The organism is Anoxybacillus sp. FSL W8-0382, assembly GCF_038003845.1.
GTDB lineage: Bacteria > Bacillota > Bacilli > Bacillales > Anoxybacillaceae > Anoxybacillus > Anoxybacillus flavithermus_G.
The window spans coordinates 2,516,853-2,533,060 of record NZ_JBBOPX010000001.1 but is presented as its reverse complement, the minus strand read 5'-3'; the positions used below and the strand labels follow the sequence as shown (position 1 = coordinate 2,533,060).

The window sequence follows — 16,208 nt, the reverse complement described above, 5'->3', positions numbered from 1 at the left end:
ACAGCCTACTTTATTTTTTTTACTTCAATGCCTTTATAATAGTACTTTAAAATTTGATCGTATGTGAACCCTTTTTCAGCCATAGAGCGGGCACCCCATTGGCTCATGCCGAGTCGATGTCCCCAGCCATTGCCTGTGAACGTAAATTCCGTTGGAGCGGTCGGATAGTACATCGTTTCGTTTTCTGTCCGAATCGAAGCATTTCCTGTTGCGATCGTCGTTTGTCCGCTAGTTGTTTGGAGCGCATAGCCGGCGATATGATCAACTGTCTGCTCGGATCCGTCTGCTCGTTTAATTTTCACGTTTGCATTTCCTTTTACATCAAAGGCAATACTTTTTAGTGAGACGCCAAAAAACGAACGAAACGCATCAGATGACGACACGAATGAAGGGCGAGCTTGGACGACTCGCTTTTGCCCTGTTGCAGCATTGTACACTGTTGCTTCCACTTGTTGAACGCTTCCGGCATTCGTTCTTTGTGTAACGCGAAGGGATACGACTTGTTCGTTTGTTAACTTAAATCTTGATGATACAGTGCTTGTCGCAACTTTTGTATTCCATCCGTAGTGTGGGTTGCTTGGATGGCGATCGTACGGATCGGCAACGGAACGGATGTAAGGAACGTCCGAGCTCCATACGTTCTCGCTATTTTCCGTATTTCCACCAGAGCTTGAGTGAAAATAAGCAGAAATCGGTTCATTTTGGTATGTCGCATATACACCGGCTGTTTCATTTACTGCCGCAGTAGAAGAAGCTTGTTCTTTCGACTTCCCGCCATATACTTGGCTCGCTACTGTCATTTGCAAAAACGACGTATTTTTTAATTGGGCATACGCATAGCTACGCGCCGCCACAGCTTGTGCTTTTAGCGCCTCTTTATGCCAAGATGATGGCATTTCTCCAGGGACGACACCTTTTAAATAATCTTCCATATCTAACGTATTAAATAAGTTTGGTGCTGTCTTCCCAGGAGTGATCTCGAATGAACCGCGATATATGACGGGCGCAGACGTGCCTCCTGCTTGTTGAATGCTGCTGATAGTGACGTCATGTTGTTCGCCTCTTGTTACTTCATCTAATAAAAAGCCACTTGTTGACGTATACGAAACGCCATTAATTGTCGCGACGACTGCTCCGTTCGTTTGTGAAAAGACGATCGGATTTGTAAATGGGATCACTTGTTTTGTTTTTAAATCAATAAGTTGATAGTTTCCATTCGCTGTCGCAAGAAACGTTGCAGTCGGCAATAGTTTTACTTTTACAGGTGTTGGGTACGATGCAGCATCAACGGATTTTGGAATGAAAAGAAGTAGGCTGAAGACGAATACGATCCATCGAATGCTTTTCATTGTCATTTCGCCGCCTCTAATTGTCGTTTTAGCTTTTCGACTTCTTGTTCGAGCTGTTGCACCCGCTGTTCTAGCTTTGTTACTCGTTCATTTAACGGATTGATTTTTGCTAACACCCATTCTACACTTGCAAGTACAGGTTCGCTGTTCGCTAACGCTTTTGATGCAGATACAGTCAGCATCGCAGCAAGCAACATGACGGCAATCGTTTTTTTTCTCACTTTTTTCTCCTCCCTTATTCTATCTATCTCCCATTATAGCAAATGATTTCAACAAAAAGGACGAAAATGTAACAAAATTCTAGTTTTCTATTTTCCGTTTGTCGATTTTAAAATTTATGGTATAATGTCTGATAGGTTTGTGAAAAGAGATGGTAGAAAGTGTTGCTTTTTCAGCAATAATTGATTGAAAAATCGGGAATGCTAACAAATAGGGAGGTTTCCTATGGTTTATTTCACCTTGTTTCTGTGCTTTATCGTAGCTGTGCTTATTACGCCTGCTGTGAAGTGGTTGGCGTTTCGGATCGGAGCAACAGATAAACCAAATCAGCGAAAAGTTCATCAAAAAATTATGCCACGTTTAGGTGGATTAGCGATTTTTATTAGTTTTATCGTCGGTTACTTCGTATTGAAGCCAGCTAGCCCGTACGCAACAGCAATTGTCATTGGTGCGACGATCATCGTATTAACGGGCGTGCTCGATGATATATATGAGTTGCCACCAAAGTGGAAGCTGCTCGGTCAAATCATGGCAGCCATTGTCGTTGTATATGGCGGCATTCGAGTCGATTTCATTAACTTGCCGTTCGGTGGTCATTTGGAATTTGGGTTATTAAGCATCCCAATCACGATGCTTTGGATTATCGGCATTACAAACGCGATTAATTTAATTGACGGTTTAGACGGACTTGCGGCAGGAGTGTCCTCAATCGCCCTTGTCACAATTGCCGGAATGGCGGCAACAATGGGGAATACGTACGTATTCGTTTTTTCGATGAGCTTATTATTGCTCGGAAGTACGCTCGGCTTCCTTTTATATAATTTCCATCCAGCGAAAATTTTTATGGGTGATACGGGTGCATTGTTTTTAGGCTATATGATCTCTGTACTATCGCTTCTCGGCTTTAAAAACGTTACGGTGTTTTCGTTAATTATCCCGATTCTCATTTTAGGGGTGCCAATTTCGGACACGCTGTTTGCTATTGTGAGACGCATTGTAAACAAGCAGCCGCTATCAGCGCCAGATAAATCACATTTGCACCATTGTTTGTTGCGTCTTGGTTATAGCCATCGTCAGACGGTTTTAATCATTTACGGCATGGCGGCGATGTTCGGTTTAGCGGCCGTTTTATTATCTAAGGCGACGATGTTTGGCGCGCTCGTCGTGATCGCATTCGTCTTGCTTGTCGTTGAACTTGTCGTTGAGAAAGTTGGTCTTGTCGGGAAAGACTATCGTCCACTGCTAAAGATGGTTCGGGGCATGAAAAAAATATCATAAAAAAGAGGGTGTCGCGCGGACACCCTCTTTTTTACTGTTCTTGAGCAAATTGCTCCGTTCTCGCTTGGTAAGATGATACATCGAGATGAGTTTTCAACGTCTGTTTAATTTCATCGACTGCTGCTTCGTCGAGACGGTAATAATATACCCCACTAATACGTGCGTCTTCTCCTTTGAGATGGAGCGTTTCGATGTTCGCTCCTGCATCTTTCGTTGCGTAAGCGAAGAAACCTTTCATTTCTTCAAACGTTAAGTTCGTTGTCATATTTTTGCCGACCGCTTCCATGATATCATCAAACTTAGTTAACGATTTTATGCTCATCGCTTTTTTGAAAATGGCTTTCATGAGCTCTTGTTGGCGTTTGCCGCGCTCGATGTCGTTGTCATATTTGCGCGTTCGAGCAAGCGCCAACGCTTCTTCACCGTTTAATGTTTGTAAGCCGGGCTTTAAGTGAATGGCGTTTTTGCGATCTTTTGAATCCATTTCGCGAAGTTCATATGGAACGTCAAATTCAATGCCGCCAAGTTCATCAACAACATCGACAAACGCTTCAAAGTTCATTTTGACGTAATAGTCCACTGGAATGTCAAGCAATTCTTCGACTGTTTCTACCGTTGCTTTTACGCCACCGTAAGCGTGGGCGTGTGTAATTTTATCGTATTTTTTTTCAATTGGAATGTACACGTATGAATCGCGCGGAATGCTAAGCAGTTTTACCGTTTTATCTTTGACGTTAAATGTCGCTAGGACAAGCGCATCGGAACGTACTGCGCCCATTCCTTTTTCTTGGCGGATGCTGCTGTCATCGACACCGATAAATAAAACGGAGATGTTATCTGAATTTGGATCGACTTCCTTCATTCGTTTCTCCGATTTTTCGCGACCGTCAATTTGTTCAAACGATTGTTGAATGACAGACTGCGCTTTATTGAATAGAAATGTTGCATACGTTGCTCCTCCGATGATAACGAGAAGGAGAGGAAGCAAAACGAACGTCCATATTTTTTTTCGCTTTTTCCTTTTTTTCATGTATAATCGTCTATTTTGCATAGTCGTTCCCCTTTTTCAAAAGTTCAACAAATATCGACATGTAAACAATCATCATTTTACAAAATTTTTATGCAGTCGTAAATGAAAAAATTTTATTGCGCGACATCAAACTCGACATATACGTGTTCTCCTTCAGAAATCGCGCTCTTTCCGTTTGTTAATTCGATCATCCATGCGCGGAATTCGTCTTTTCGTTTTTCTTCAACGTATGTGTCGATCGTAACGTGCTCGGCATAATGAATGTCTTTAATGGAGTAGGTTGAAGCGCGCAGTTCATTTTCGACTTTCCCAAGCCATGTATAATCGATCGTTGTATGCATGATGCGCATAAGCTTACGTTCGACGATGCCTGCCGCTTTCAGTCCTTCCGTCACCGCCTTGCCATAGGCGCGCACAAGACCGCCAGCGCCGAGTTTAATGCCTCCGAAATATCGCGTCACGACAACGACTGTATCTTTCAACTTTTTCTTTTTTAACACTTCTAGCATCGGAACACCTGCCGTGCCGCTCGGTTCGCCGTCATCGTTTGCTTTTTGAATATGGTCGTGTTCCCCAATGATATACGCGGAACAGTTATGCGTCGCATCCCAATGTTTTTTCTTGATTTGATGGATAAAGCGCACAGCTTCTTCTTCCGTTGTCGCGCGTTCGACATAACAAATGAAGCGCGATTTTTCAATGACGATTTCTGTTTCTCCATATCCTTTTACCGTATAGTATGCCTCTAACAAAACGAAATCACCTCAATGTTTATTTGGAATGTTGTGTGCATGTTGTCGAAAAATGCTGATGGAAATCGTCAAAACATGCTATAATAAAAATTATAAGGCGGGATGCGACATGATGGAAGTACGAATAAACGTCAGCTAAAAGTCAGAAAAGTCATTTCAATTGACTTTTGGTCATATTTTCTTTAGGTGGTGTATATGTCCAATAAAAAACTAGATGCGCGGCAGCTTGACCGTATTGTAAAAAAAATGATTGAAACAGTCGATCAAAGCAAAGCTGAAATTTTTCGTATTAGTGAGCAATCGCGAAAAGAACATGACCGTTTAATCGAAGAACTTCAGCAAGTAAAAGAAGAAGTAAAGCGCGTCATCCATCAAACAGATAACTTAGAGATGAAAACAAAGTTAGCTCGACAACGGTTATTTGATGTGAGCAAAAACTTTTCTCATTATTCCGAAGCAGAAATTCGACAAGCGTACGAGAAAGCGCATTCGCTACAAATGGAATTAACGATGGCGCAAGAGAAGGAAAAGCAGCTGCGTCAACGTCGCGATGAGTTAGAGCGGCGCTTGACAGCTGTGAAAGAGACGATTGAACGGGCCGATCATTTAATTGGGCAAGTGACCGTTGTGCTGAACTATTTGAATGGGGATTTTCGGGAATTAAGCGACTTTATTAACGGTGCAAATGAAAAGCAAGAGTTTGGTCTGCGCATTATTGAGGCGCAAGAAGAGGAGCGAAAACGGCTGTCGCGAGAAATTCATGATGGACCGGCGCAAATGCTTGCGAACGTCATTATGCGTTCTGACCTGATCGAGCGCATTTATCGCGAGCGCGGGGTGGAAGAAGCGATTGGCGAGATGCGCGATTTAAAAAAAATGGTACGTTCTGCTCTATATGAAGTGCGGCGAATTATTTACGACTTACGCCCGATGGCGCTAGATGATCTCGGTTTAATCCCGACGTTAAAAAAATATTTACAAACGATTGAAGAGTACCATAAAACAACGATTACGTTTACATATACGGGAGAGGTAAAGCGGCTATCCAACCGTTTTGAAGTTGCTGTGTTTCGCCTCGTGCAAGAAGCGGTGCAAAATGCCTTAAAACACGCTGAAGCGACAACGATTCAAGTGGAAATGGAGCTAAAAAAAGATCATTTGCTGATCGTCGTAAAAGATGATGGCAAAGGCTTTAATCCGAATGAAAAAAAAGATAAAGCGTTCGGGTTAATGGGCATGCGCGAGCGTATCGAATGGTTGGGAGGAAAATTACATATTTACTCGCAACTTGGACGCGGAACAATTGTTACGATGCATATTCCGCTCCAAAAGACAGCAGGGAAAGGGGAACAACAATGAAAACGCGCATTGTTTTAATTGATGACCATAAATTGTTTCGTGAAGGAATTAAACGTATTTTAGATTTTGAGCAAGATTTTGAAGTGGTGGCGGAAGGAAGCGACGGTGATGAAGCGTTAGCGCTTGTTGAGCGATATAAACCTGATGTTGTCATTATGGACATTAACATGCCTCATGTTAACGGCGTAGAAGCGACACGTCAGCTCATTGAAGCATATCCAGATACAAAGGTGATCATTTTGTCGATTCATGATGATGAAAGTTACGTCATGCATGCGTTGCAAACGGGAGCGATGGGGTATTTGTTGAAGGAAATGGATGCGGACGCTTTAATTGAAGCGGTTCGTGTTGTGGCAGAAGGCGGTTCATATTTGCATCCGAAAGTGACACACAATCTTGTGAAAGAATATCGCCGTCTCATCGCAGGAGAAGGAGTAGAAAAAGAAAAGCAAAATCAAGGTGTATGCCGTCCGTACCATTTATTAACGCGCAGAGAGTGTGAAGTATTGCAGCTGTTGGCAGACGGAAAAAGCAATAAAGGTATTGCTGATGCGCTATCTATTAGTGAAAAGACGGTAAAAAACCATGTTAGCAGCATTTTACAAAAATTAAACGTGAATGACCGAACGCAAGCAGTCGTTGTTGCGATTAAAAATGGATGGGTCGAAGTGAAATAAGGTTGTCGAAGTGGATTCGACAACCTTTTTCAATGCAATGGTAGTTATAATGTAGTACAATGCAGATAGGAAAAATTTTGGACAAGGAAGGTAAAGATGATGAAAACGGCGATTTTAACGGATAGTACAGCATATATCCCGAAACATATTCGTGAACAGTTGAATATACATATCATTCCTTTAAGCGTCGTCTTTGGAACAGAGACGTATCGTGAAGAGATTGACATGAGCGCAGAAGATTTTTTTGCCAAAGTAAAAACGAGCGAACAACTGCCGACAACATCACAGCCGCCAATTGGACTATTTGTCGAAACGTTCGAGCAGCTAGCGAAACAATACGACGCCGTCATCTCGATTCATTTATCAAGCGGCATTAGTGGCACGTACCAAGGGGCTGTGTCCGCAGGGCAAATGGTTGAGGGGATTCAAGTGTACGCATACGATTCAGAAATTAGCTGCATGATGCAAGGGTTTTATGCGATCGAAGCAGCGGAAATGGCGCAAGCAGGTGAGCATCCCGAAGCCATTATTGCGCGTTTAGATGAAATGAAACAGTCGGTGCGCGCTTATTTTATGGTCGACGATTTATCGCATTTGCAGCGTGGCGGACGGTTAAGCGGTGCACAGGCGTTTATCGGCAGCCTTCTACAAGTAAAGCCGATTTTACATTTCGTTGATAAAGTGATTGTGCCGTTTGAAAAAATTCGTACACGGAAAAAAGCGTTAAGCCGAATAGAAGAACTATTTGCTGAAGACGCGAACCTCGGCGTTCCCATGCGTGCGGTCATTATTCATGCGAACCGTGAAGAAGAAGCACGCGCATGGAAAGAAAAACTTGAGCAACAATATCCGCACGTTGAATTTTTCCTTAGCTATTTCGGACCTGTCATCGGCACGCATTTAGGAGAAGGTGCGATGGGATTTGGCTGGTATAAAAAATAAACAGGAATTTTTTTGCTAGGCACGAATATATGAGGTGGGCGAATGGTCCACTTCTTTTTTGCTGGAGGTGATTTGTTTGCATTTAGCAGGAAAACAGCTGCTTAAATCGGAACTTTCGTCTTCTTACGATAAGCAACATGTGCAGATCGTGGAGAGCATTGTAAAAACGAAGCAAGGCTATCGTTGCGTCCGTTGCAATAACGATGACCAACAGTTATTTGCTTCGTTTCCGTGTGCGCGCTGTGGACGCATATGTACGTATTGCCGCAAATGTATAACGATGGGCCGATGTAGCGAATGTAATCCGCTCGTGATTTGGATTGGACCAACTCCTTCTACCTCTTTTTCTTCACCGCTTCAATGGAATGGTCAATTATCTCCAGCTCAACAACTTGCATCCGATGAAGTTTGCCAAGCGATTGATCGAAACGACTCACTGCTCGTTTGGGCCGTATGCGGAGCGGGAAAAACAGAAGTGCTATTTGCGGGCATTAACATGGCGCTGTCGCACGGAAAGCGCGTTTGCATTGCTGCTCCGCGCACCGATGTTGTATTAGAGTTAGCCCCGCGTTTGGCGAGTGTATTTCCGTCGGTCGATATGGCGGCATTATATGGCGGCAGCCAAGACCGTGGCAAACTTGCTTCATTGACGGTGACGACGACGCATCAGTTGCTTCGCTATTATCACGCTTTTGATGTGATGATTGTCGATGAAGTCGATGCATTTCCGTATAGTGTAGATGCGATGCTTTCCTATGCGGTAGAACGGGCACGAAAACCGAACTCCTCACTCATCTATTTAACCGCAACCCCAAACGAACAATGGCAACGTGAAGTAAAAAGTGGTCAACGTAAAGCGGTGACGATTCCTGCACGGTATCATCGCCATCCTCTTCCTGTTCCGACTTTTGAATGGTGCGGCAATTGGCAAAAAAAGTGGCGTAATCAACGTTTGCCATCCTGTGTCGTTCGATGGGTAAACGAGCATCTCGAAAGAAACAAACAAGCCTTTTTATTCGTTCCTCACATCGACTTTTTACAACAAGTTGTTCCGTATTTCCAACAATTTCATCCTCGCATTGAAGGAGTGCATGCTGAAGATCCGAAACGAAAGGAAAAAGTGCTTGCTTTTCGGCGTGGACAAATTCCGCTTCTTGTGACAACGACCATTTTAGAGCGCGGGGTAACGATCCCAAACATTGACGTTGCCGTGTTAGGTGCAGAGCAACCGATTTTTACAGAGAGTGCGCTTGTGCAAATCGCTGGACGTGTTGGCCGAAGCGCCCAATATCCGACAGGTGATGTTCGCTTTTTTCATTTTGGAAAAACGAAAGCGATGGTGGCGGCTAAGCAGCATATTGTGCACATGAATGATGAAGCGCGAAAGCGAGGGTTGATTGACGAATGAAGTGCCTCATTTGTCATGATGAATGGCTGCCGCCGGTATCGCTTGCTATGCTTTTAACGCTTCGTCAAGCGGATGTTTGTTGTCCGCGTTGTCGAGCTCGTTTTATTCGCCTTGAGGGGAATCGTTGTGAACGATGTAGCCGTCTAAGTGACGTACCGATATGTACCGATTGTATAAAATGGCAACAGCGCAAAAGCGCCTTGAAACAAAACTATTCCGTCTATATATACAACGACTGGATGAAAGAAGTGATGAATCGTTTTAAATTTCGTGGCGATTATGCGCTTGTTGAAGCGTTTCGTTCCGATGTTCGTCGCGTGTTTGATGAACATTTTTCTTCGGATGTGTTCCTCGTGCCGATTCCTCTTAGCTCCTCTCGATTAGCTGAACGCGGGTTTAATCAAGCGGAGGCGATCGCCTCGCTTTTATCGTTGCCAATGATTTTTGCCTTGCGACGTATCGATGATGAAAAACAATCGAAAAAAACGAGGCGTGAACGTTTTGTTGGGCGCAAGTTTTGTTTGACAGGAGAAGATGTAGCCGGAAAGCGCATTGTCATCGTTGATGATATTTATACGACAGGGGCAACGGTGCATGAAGCGGCCAACGTTCTTTATGCAGCAGGGGCACGTGACATTTCTTCTTTTACGCTCATCCGCTCATAGTTGGGAACAAACCCCCATTGAAAACATCGTAACGATGGTCGATATAAAAAATAGGAATATTGGAGAACGGAGATGGGTCGTTATGGAAATTCACGGATACGGATATTATCGCCCAAAATCATCATCTTCAACGACTGTGACGTTAAAAGCAGGAGATGTGTACGAAGCAGTTGTGAAAGAACAAGTAGGTGAAAAAGAAGCGATCGTGCAATTGCGAGGTGTCGATATTCGATTTCGTTTTGAAGGTGACGTGCCGCCTTCTGGACGAGTGAAAGTACAGGTAACCGGTAGTGATGGGGATATTGTCGAAGGAAAGATTGTGACACCACATTCTACATCAGCATCTGAAACGTTTGAAACGCCTGAACTTCGCCAAGCGGTGACGATGGTGGCACAAAAGCAACTGCCGCTCACGCGTGAAACGATCGAGTCGTTACGCACGTTTTTAGCAGAAGGAAAAGGGACGGTTGAACAAAAGTTAGAAACGATTCAAATCGCAGCAAGCAAAAAGCTTGATATGACGATGAAGCAGTTACAAGCGGTTCATGAAGCGCTCCACGGCAAGCCGTTAAGCGAGTCGTTACATGATATCGTTCGGGCGATTGATGAACATTTTTCATTTACGCCAATCGCAAAGCAACAGTCGCAAACGATCAGTGAGCTGCGTGCCCAACTGCAAGGGGAGCGAAACATTGATCGTGCGATTGAATCGGCAAAGCAGTTTGCAGAGGAAAACGGACATGACGAAATCGCGAAAGCTGTGCGTGAGGCGAACATTTTGAAAGAGCGCGGACATGAGACGTTTGCCCGAAGCCGCATCATGCAAGCTGTCGCTATGGCGGAAACGAATGAAAAAATAGATCATGGACAAATGGAACGTGCGACAACACAAGAGAAGCAACTGCAAATGGTACGTCAGCAAATTGAACGTGAGCCGATTGTCGCCAAAGCGCTTACCATTGCGAAAGGAAGCGAAGTCGTTCGTCAAACGCTCGGTCCAGCGTTACGAGAAGTGGAACAGTTGTATCGCTCAGGTCAACCGCTTAGCGCAAAAGAGCGATTGCTTGAAGCGTTTGCTTCAGTAGAGGAAAAAGACAATGTACCGACACAGCCTGCATCAACTATACAAAAACAAATGGTCGATGAAGCGAAACGAATAGTTCGCAACGCGCGCTCGATAGAAGATGCCGTTCGTCAGTTGAAAGAAAAGGTGCTTCCACGTATCGAAGCAAATGAATTACATGAAGCGATTGAACGTGTAGAACAACTAGGAGAAAAGGCGAAAACCGATCTTATTCAAGCATTGCGAGCAGTAGGAGCAATGAAAGAAACGTTGCGTCCGAACGCACCAATAGCGAAAGTGGTCACCCAAGAAGCTCAGCTAAAACAAGTGGCAGATTTGCGGAAACAAGTAGAAAGTGCTCCGACGGTGAAAGCGGTAGAACCGCAAGTGAGGGAATTGGCTCGCACATTGCCAGCGGAGCAAGCGGAAAAAGTCATTCGTGCGCTCGAGCAATCGAAACAGCAAGAGGCCATGGGACGAAGCGTAGAAGCTCGTCAACAGTTGTCGCAAACATTACGTGCGGTGGAAGAAGAAGTGGTTGCAGACGTCGTACGAACAGCGAAAGAAGCGGTACGAGCAAATAATCCAGCGACGAAAGTAGACGTGCAAGAAGCCCAGCTGAAACAAGTGGCAGAGGTACGGAAACAAGTAGAAAGCACACCGACCGTGAAAGCGATAGAACCACAAGTAAAGGAATTGGCCCGTACGTTACCAGCGGAACAAGCAGAGAAAGTGGTTCGTGCGATTGAGCAGTCGAAACAGCAAGAGACAATGGGACGAAGCATAGAAGCTCGTCAACAGCTCATGCAGGCATTACGTGCGGTGGAAGAAGAGGTGGTTTCGGACGTCGTACGAACAGCGAAAGAAGCGGTACGAGCAAATACACCAGCGACAGCGGTAGAAACAAAAGAAGCCCAGCTGAAACAAGTGGTAGAGGTACGGAAACAAGCGGAAAGCACACCGACCGTGAAAGCGATAGAACCACAAGTAAGAGAACTGGCTCGTACGTTACCAGCGGAGCAAGCAGAGAAAGTGGTTCGTGCATTAAGTCAAGCAAAATTATTTGAAACGGTTGGTCGAGGTGCGGAGGCTCGCGATCAACTTGTGCAAACATTACGCTCGATCGAACAGCAGTTGGCGCCTGAGTATGTCAAACGCGCTCATGTGATAGCTGACCGGCTCCAGCAACAAACGATGACGTTGACCGAGGCGGTGCGTCAGTTGCAAGCGGATCATACGCTTACAAAACAACCGTCCGTATTTGAAGCGATGCAACAAGCAACACAAACGCTGCAAAGCGCTCGTCAACAGCTTATGACATCGCTTTTGACAGCTGAACGTGCCGAACAGCAAGAAAGCGACGTCCGCACCGCCGTTATGCAAGCGATAAAAACGATACAAAAGGAGCCAAATGTCAAAGAAGCGTTACAAATGGCGCGTGCGCATCTTGCGCAACATATGGAACCGCTGCTTCATGATGCGTTCGCCCGTGCTGACGAACTCGCAAAAAACGGGAGAGAAATGGCTGCAAGACAAACGGTCGTCCAAGCACTTCAACAAATCGAAACGACGTTGCCGACAAGTGACGCTTCCTCGCCTGCTGATGCGGCGTACGAGTCGTTGGCGGCACTCGGTTTACAATCAAAAGATATGATCGTTCAAACAGTAACGAAACGAATGGCGGAAGCAACGAAACAGTTTCAACAAGCGAAGCGTGATATGATGCGCAATTTAGACGCGATCGATCATCTGATTACTCAATACAAGCAAGCGGCGCGACCGCAAGCCAAACAGCTGCTGGAAACGACGATTAAACAGCTCGATCAAACGATTTTAAAAAGCGATGCGATGTTGTTTGCGGATATGACGATGGAGAAAAAATTGTTGCAGGCAAGCTCGCAACTAGCGGAAGCGAAAAAGCTGCTAGATAAAGGACAACTGGCGGAGGCGCAAAAAATCGTAAAGCAAGTAAAAAGCACGCTTGAACAAATGCAATTTAAGCCGGCAGATGTGAAAGTAAAACATTTTGTTCAAGCGCAGTCGCTGAAACAACAAACACCAGAACAAGCACTGCTGACGCAATGGAACGAAATCGTTCAGCCTGAGCCGTCCGCGCGCCACATGCTACAAACGATTCACCGCCTTGGTTTTATGCACGAAGCGGATATAGCAAATTCACTCGTATTTCATAGCGAAAGCGAACAGTCTGAAGAAACGATGAAAGGACTGCTCATGAAATTAGCACAAACGGGTGGCGAAGGATCGAAACAAGCCGAACAAGCGTTGACGCATATGACAGGGCAACAATTGTTGAATAAAAACGATCAAGGAAGCGCGATGCAAACGCTCTTTTTCACGATTCCATTGTTGCTGCAAAAGAAAGTAAAAGATGTAAAAGTATATGTGAACGCCCGTAATGACGGAAAACGAGTCGATTGGGAAAACTGCAGCTTATACTTTTTGCTGGAAACGAAAAAGCTCGGTGATGTCGGGGTGTTGCTGAGCGCGAACGAGCGCACGCTTTCCGTGACGTTCCGCAACGATCGGGAAGATTTTGCTGAACGGATGCGTCCGCTTGTGGAAACTGCGACAAAGCGCCTTGAAGAAATCGGCTACCGCGTTGGCAACGTGCAATTTACGACGTTTGCGACAAAAGAGGAAAAACAAACGAACGAGCCAAAACGAGCGACATGGACAGAGAAAGGATATGATTTTACAATATGATGTACTTTAACCAAAAACGAAAGCGTGAAGTGAACGGTCCGTCGGCGGCGGTTATTCGCTACGAACAAGGAGATAAAGCGCCGACCGTCGTCGCCCACGGGCGCGGCTACGTCGCTGAAAAAATTATTGAACTGGCAAAACAAAACGGCGTGCCGATCGAACAAGATGCCACGCTCGTCCAACATTTGCTTGACCTCGATCTCGGCGATACGATTCCGCCGCAATTGTACGCTGTGATCGCAGAAATTTTAATTTTAATTGAAAAAATGGAACGAAACTATTAAACAATAAAAAAACGTGACGATAAATAAAGTAGGTGAACGAGAAAAGGGGAGTGGGCGCGTGGAGTTTTTAACTGAAGAAGCGGTGTACAAAAAAACACCACAACAATTAACAGCGCTACTTTATGAAGGGTTGATTAACAGCTTAGAAGAAGCGATCGCAAGCACAAAAAAGGGCGACTATATTCATGCCAACAAAAGACTCCAAAAAGCAAACGATATTTTACGTCGCCTTGGCGTTGGTTTGAAGTATGACGCGGGCATTATCGCCCATCAACTAGACGCATTATATAATTACATGGCAGAACGTCTTATTGATGCGAACGTGAAAAAAGACGTAGCGATGATGGAAGAAGTGCTCACGATCGCCAAAGACATTGCGAACGCATGGAATGAAGCGTTGAAAAAACAACCGACAACAAACGTTGCAGCAAAAAAAGCTGCCGCATATGAACAGTTTATTATGACAGAGTAAAGGAGCGGAAAAAATGAGAATTAATCATAACATTCAAGCATTAAACGCTTATCGCAACTTAGCAGTAAACCAATCAAACACAGCGAAAAACTTAGAAAAGCTTTCTTCCGGTTTGCGCATTAACCGCGCGGCAGACGACGCTGCAGGATTAGCGATTTCAGAAAAAATGCGTTCGCAAATTCGCGGCTTAGAAGTTGCAGAACGCAACGCGTTAGATGCGATCTCGCTCATCCAAACGGCGGAAGGGGCGCTAAGCTCTGTTCATAGCATGCTTCAGCGTATGCGCGAATTGGCGGTGCAGGCGTCTAACGATACAAATACAGCCAACGACCGTGCGGCATTAGACCAAGAAATTCAACAGTTGAAAACCGAGATTACACGTGTAGCAACGTCCACTGATTTTAACAAAACGGCATTGTTGGATGGAACTTTCGGAACAAAAGTCGATCAGGATTCATCGAAAACAACTGCTTTATCGGTAACAGGGGTGGCTAATATCACAACTGGCGGTGGTTTGAAAGCAGGAACTTATACAATATCTTGGGATGGTGCAGATAACGTTTATAACTGTAGTTGAGCAATTTTCGTTACAATAATTACCATTTAAAAAGAGACAAACAGGGTACCCCTTATGCCACGTGGAGCTGTTTTTTCACGGTATCAATGGGAATATTTTGTTTCGCTGCACGGTAAATGAACTCCACGAGGCTATGTCCTTTTCTCTTGCGCAGGAGATCGAGCCCATCCGAAAAATCACTGTTCGACTCGAACATGCTGTACATATACGCAAGTTGCACCAAGATCCAATACCGTTTCACCGCCCGACGCCCGCGAACGCGGTATCCATCGAGTTTCAGCTGGTCTTTCGCTTGACGGAAAAAACATTCGATCGACCAACGTGCAGCATAGTAGCGCAAGATCTCTTCATCGCTTAGCTCGCGATCGGTGCTCAAGACGCAATGAAGATGTTTCGGCGTCATCGGCTGATCGGCTTTCCATGCGAGCAGCACCACGGCATCCTTGAGACCGTTCAGAGCACCTTCGTAGCGATACACCCGATAACGCTCTTTTCCCACCGTGACGAGGCGGGTATCCCGTGGCTCCATAGATTTGGCAAATTCCTTTGCTTGAATGGCCGTCCCTTTTGGATAGAGAATCCGATTCGTCTTCAGCATCGCGATGACGTGGAACCCTTTTTTCAAGCAGGCTCCCACGAGGGTTTTCGATGGATACCAAGAGTCCATGAGCACATAAACGGGGCGACTCACATCCAACGAAGAAAGCATCTCGATCGCGAGTTCCCCTTTGCTTTTCCCCGCCGTCTTGTCGTAGAGGCGAAAGGCAAAAGGAAACGCTTGAGTCATCGTATGAACCATGAGCCAAACGAGAGAATGTCCCCAAATCGATTTTTTCTCTGCGTGACAATAGTGCCAATCACACCCTTGAATGGCGTGTGTTGCCCGTGACGAGGGCTTCGTTTTTTGGCAAATCGTATCATCGATCGAAACAAAAATGGGTTGATTCTCTCGTTTCGAGCTGCGTTCGACACGATGAAGCACCCACTGCTGGAGTTTGCGAAGCAGCGTCTCTTCCTCCCATGGGCTTTTCGTGAAAAAATGGCTCAGTGTCGTGCGATGGTTCGGATGAAAACTCCCGTGATGTAGATCGGTCAGTGTTCCCGAAAAGCCCTTTGTAATCATCGCATCCACGATATGAACGAGATGCTTCATCACAGGTTTCGAGAAATAAAGGGCCAACCCTAACATCGTGAAAAACTTGTGAATTCCTTGATGATGTGCTAATCTATTCATGAGACATGAACCTCCTTGTGAATGGTTTGTTGGCACATCTATTCTAACCAAGGAATCGGGTTCATGTCTTCTTTTTTGTTTGGTTGTAAATTTATGTTAGTAAATTTGCTCATCTACAGTTTATAAGTTAACACCTGAATCCGTGACAAAACATCTTTACAATGGATGCAAACCG

General features: G+C 45.0%; 15 protein-coding genes. 10 read left to right on the top strand and 5 right to left on the bottom strand.

All coding sequences use genetic code 11. From position 1 onward, the window contains the following. Positions 1-5: 5 nt before the first annotated feature. Positions 6-1,355 (bottom strand): SpoIID/LytB domain-containing protein, encoded by a 1,350-nt coding sequence (locus NSS60_RS13450; RefSeq protein ID WP_004892714.1) that lies wholly within the window; start codon positions 1,353-1,355, stop codon positions 6-8. Next, a complete protein-coding gene (locus tag NSS60_RS13445; protein ID WP_004892712.1) occupies positions 1,352-1,570 on the bottom strand; it encodes a hypothetical protein in 219 nt (72 codons plus the stop codon). The genes NSS60_RS13450 and NSS60_RS13445 overlap by 4 nt, the downstream gene beginning before the upstream one ends. Before the next feature lie 223 nt (positions 1,571-1,793). Between NSS60_RS13445 and NSS60_RS13440 the strand changes: the two genes are divergently transcribed. Continuing rightward, on the top strand, positions 1,794-2,846 hold the full coding sequence (locus tag NSS60_RS13440; protein WP_004892710.1) for a glycosyltransferase family 4 protein: 1,053 nt from the start codon (positions 1,794-1,796) through the stop codon (positions 2,844-2,846). A gap of 31 nt (positions 2,847-2,877) precedes the next feature. Here the strand turns inward: NSS60_RS13440 and NSS60_RS13435 are convergent, their stop codons facing one another. Both NSS60_RS13435 and NSS60_RS13430 read right to left on the bottom strand, forming a co-directional pair. Next, positions 2,878-3,897, bottom strand: a complete 1,020-nt coding sequence (locus tag NSS60_RS13435; RefSeq protein WP_340720900.1) for an LCP family protein — start codon at positions 3,895-3,897, stop codon at positions 2,878-2,880. A gap of 92 nt (positions 3,898-3,989) precedes the next feature. Then, positions 3,990-4,628: a YigZ family protein gene (locus tag NSS60_RS13430; RefSeq protein ID WP_192948651.1), complete on the bottom strand. Its 639-nt coding sequence runs from the start codon at positions 4,626-4,628 to the stop codon at positions 3,990-3,992. A 195-nt stretch (positions 4,629-4,823) separates the two neighbouring features. Here NSS60_RS13430 and NSS60_RS13425 point away from each other — a divergent pair, with 195 nt between their 5' ends. The 9 genes from NSS60_RS13425 to NSS60_RS13385 all read left to right on the top strand — a co-directional run bounded on the left by NSS60_RS13425 (position 4,824) and on the right by NSS60_RS13385 (position 14,799). Next, positions 4,824-5,987: a sensor histidine kinase gene (locus tag NSS60_RS13425; RefSeq protein WP_004892704.1), complete on the top strand. Its 1,164-nt coding sequence runs from the start codon at positions 4,824-4,826 to the stop codon at positions 5,985-5,987. After that, on the top strand, positions 5,984-6,664 hold the full coding sequence (locus tag NSS60_RS13420) for a response regulator (RefSeq protein WP_004892701.1): 681 nt from the start codon (positions 5,984-5,986) through the stop codon (positions 6,662-6,664). The genes NSS60_RS13425 and NSS60_RS13420 overlap by 4 nt, the downstream gene beginning before the upstream one ends. A gap of 99 nt (positions 6,665-6,763) precedes the next feature. Beyond that, positions 6,764-7,606 (top strand): DegV family protein, encoded by an 843-nt coding sequence (locus NSS60_RS13415; protein WP_004892698.1) that lies wholly within the window; start codon positions 6,764-6,766, stop codon positions 7,604-7,606. Positions 7,607-7,673: 67 nt separating this feature from the next. Further along, the gene (locus NSS60_RS13410) at positions 7,674-9,014 is read left to right on the top strand and encodes a DEAD/DEAH box helicase (protein ID WP_340720958.1); all 1,341 of its coding nucleotides are present in this window, start codon (positions 7,674-7,676) and stop codon (positions 9,012-9,014) included. Continuing rightward, positions 9,011-9,679 (top strand): ComF family protein, encoded by a 669-nt coding sequence (locus tag NSS60_RS13405; protein ID WP_004892693.1) that lies wholly within the window; start codon positions 9,011-9,013, stop codon positions 9,677-9,679. The genes NSS60_RS13410 and NSS60_RS13405 overlap by 4 nt, the downstream gene beginning before the upstream one ends. After that, on the top strand, positions 9,609-13,466 hold the full coding sequence (locus NSS60_RS13400; RefSeq protein WP_230456221.1) for a metal-dependent peptidase: 3,858 nt from the start codon (positions 9,609-9,611) through the stop codon (positions 13,464-13,466). The genes NSS60_RS13405 and NSS60_RS13400 overlap by 71 nt, the downstream gene beginning before the upstream one ends. Then, positions 13,463-13,750, top strand: coding sequence for an EscU/YscU/HrcU family type III secretion system export apparatus switch protein (locus NSS60_RS13395; RefSeq protein ID WP_004892688.1), 288 nt, complete (start codon positions 13,463-13,465; stop codon positions 13,748-13,750). The genes NSS60_RS13400 and NSS60_RS13395 overlap by 4 nt, the downstream gene beginning before the upstream one ends. Positions 13,751-13,808: 58 nt before the next feature. Then, positions 13,809-14,222: a flagellar export chaperone FliS gene (fliS, locus tag NSS60_RS13390; protein WP_004892685.1), complete on the top strand. Its 414-nt coding sequence runs from the start codon at positions 13,809-13,811 to the stop codon at positions 14,220-14,222. A gap of 13 nt (positions 14,223-14,235) precedes the next feature. Continuing rightward, positions 14,236-14,799, top strand: a complete 564-nt coding sequence (locus NSS60_RS13385) for a flagellin N-terminal helical domain-containing protein (RefSeq protein WP_004892682.1) — start codon at positions 14,236-14,238, stop codon at positions 14,797-14,799. Positions 14,800-14,851: 52 nt separating this feature from the next. Here the strand turns inward: NSS60_RS13385 and NSS60_RS13380 are convergent, their stop codons facing one another. Beyond that, on the bottom strand, positions 14,852-16,033 hold the full coding sequence (locus NSS60_RS13380) for an IS701 family transposase (RefSeq protein WP_088223590.1): 1,182 nt from the start codon (positions 16,031-16,033) through the stop codon (positions 14,852-14,854). Positions 16,034-16,208: the final 175 nt, after the last annotated feature.

What these genes read in the sequence shown, in the direction of transcription:
- NSS60_RS13415 (WP_004892698.1), top strand. Translation starts at nt 6,764, where the DNA reads ATGAAAACGGCGATTTTAACGGATAGTACAGCATATATCCCGAAACAT.
- NSS60_RS13420 (WP_004892701.1), top strand. Translation starts at nt 5,984, where the DNA reads ATGAAAACGCGCATTGTTTTAATTGATGACCATAAATTGTTTCGTGAA.
- NSS60_RS13425 (WP_004892704.1), top strand. Translation starts at nt 4,824, where the DNA reads ATGTCCAATAAAAAACTAGATGCGCGGCAGCTTGACCGTATTGTAAAA.
- NSS60_RS13380 (WP_088223590.1), bottom strand. Translation starts at nt 16,033, where the DNA reads ATGAATAGATTAGCACATCATCAAGGAATTCACAAGTTTTTCACGATG.
- NSS60_RS13435 (WP_340720900.1), bottom strand. Translation starts at nt 3,897, where the DNA reads ATGCAAAATAGACGATTATACATGAAAAAAAGGAAAAAGCGAAAAAAA.
- NSS60_RS13400 (WP_230456221.1), top strand. Translation starts at nt 9,609, where the DNA reads ATGAAGCGGCCAACGTTCTTTATGCAGCAGGGGCACGTGACATTTCTT.
- NSS60_RS13450 (WP_004892714.1), bottom strand. Translation starts at nt 1,355, where the DNA reads ATGACAATGAAAAGCATTCGATGGATCGTATTCGTCTTCAGCCTACTT.
- NSS60_RS13440 (WP_004892710.1), top strand. Translation starts at nt 1,794, where the DNA reads ATGGTTTATTTCACCTTGTTTCTGTGCTTTATCGTAGCTGTGCTTATT.
- NSS60_RS13405 (WP_004892693.1), top strand. Translation starts at nt 9,011, where the DNA reads ATGAAGTGCCTCATTTGTCATGATGAATGGCTGCCGCCGGTATCGCTT.
- NSS60_RS13395 (WP_004892688.1), top strand. Translation starts at nt 13,463, where the DNA reads ATGATGTACTTTAACCAAAAACGAAAGCGTGAAGTGAACGGTCCGTCG.
- NSS60_RS13385 (WP_004892682.1), top strand. Translation starts at nt 14,236, where the DNA reads ATGAGAATTAATCATAACATTCAAGCATTAAACGCTTATCGCAACTTA.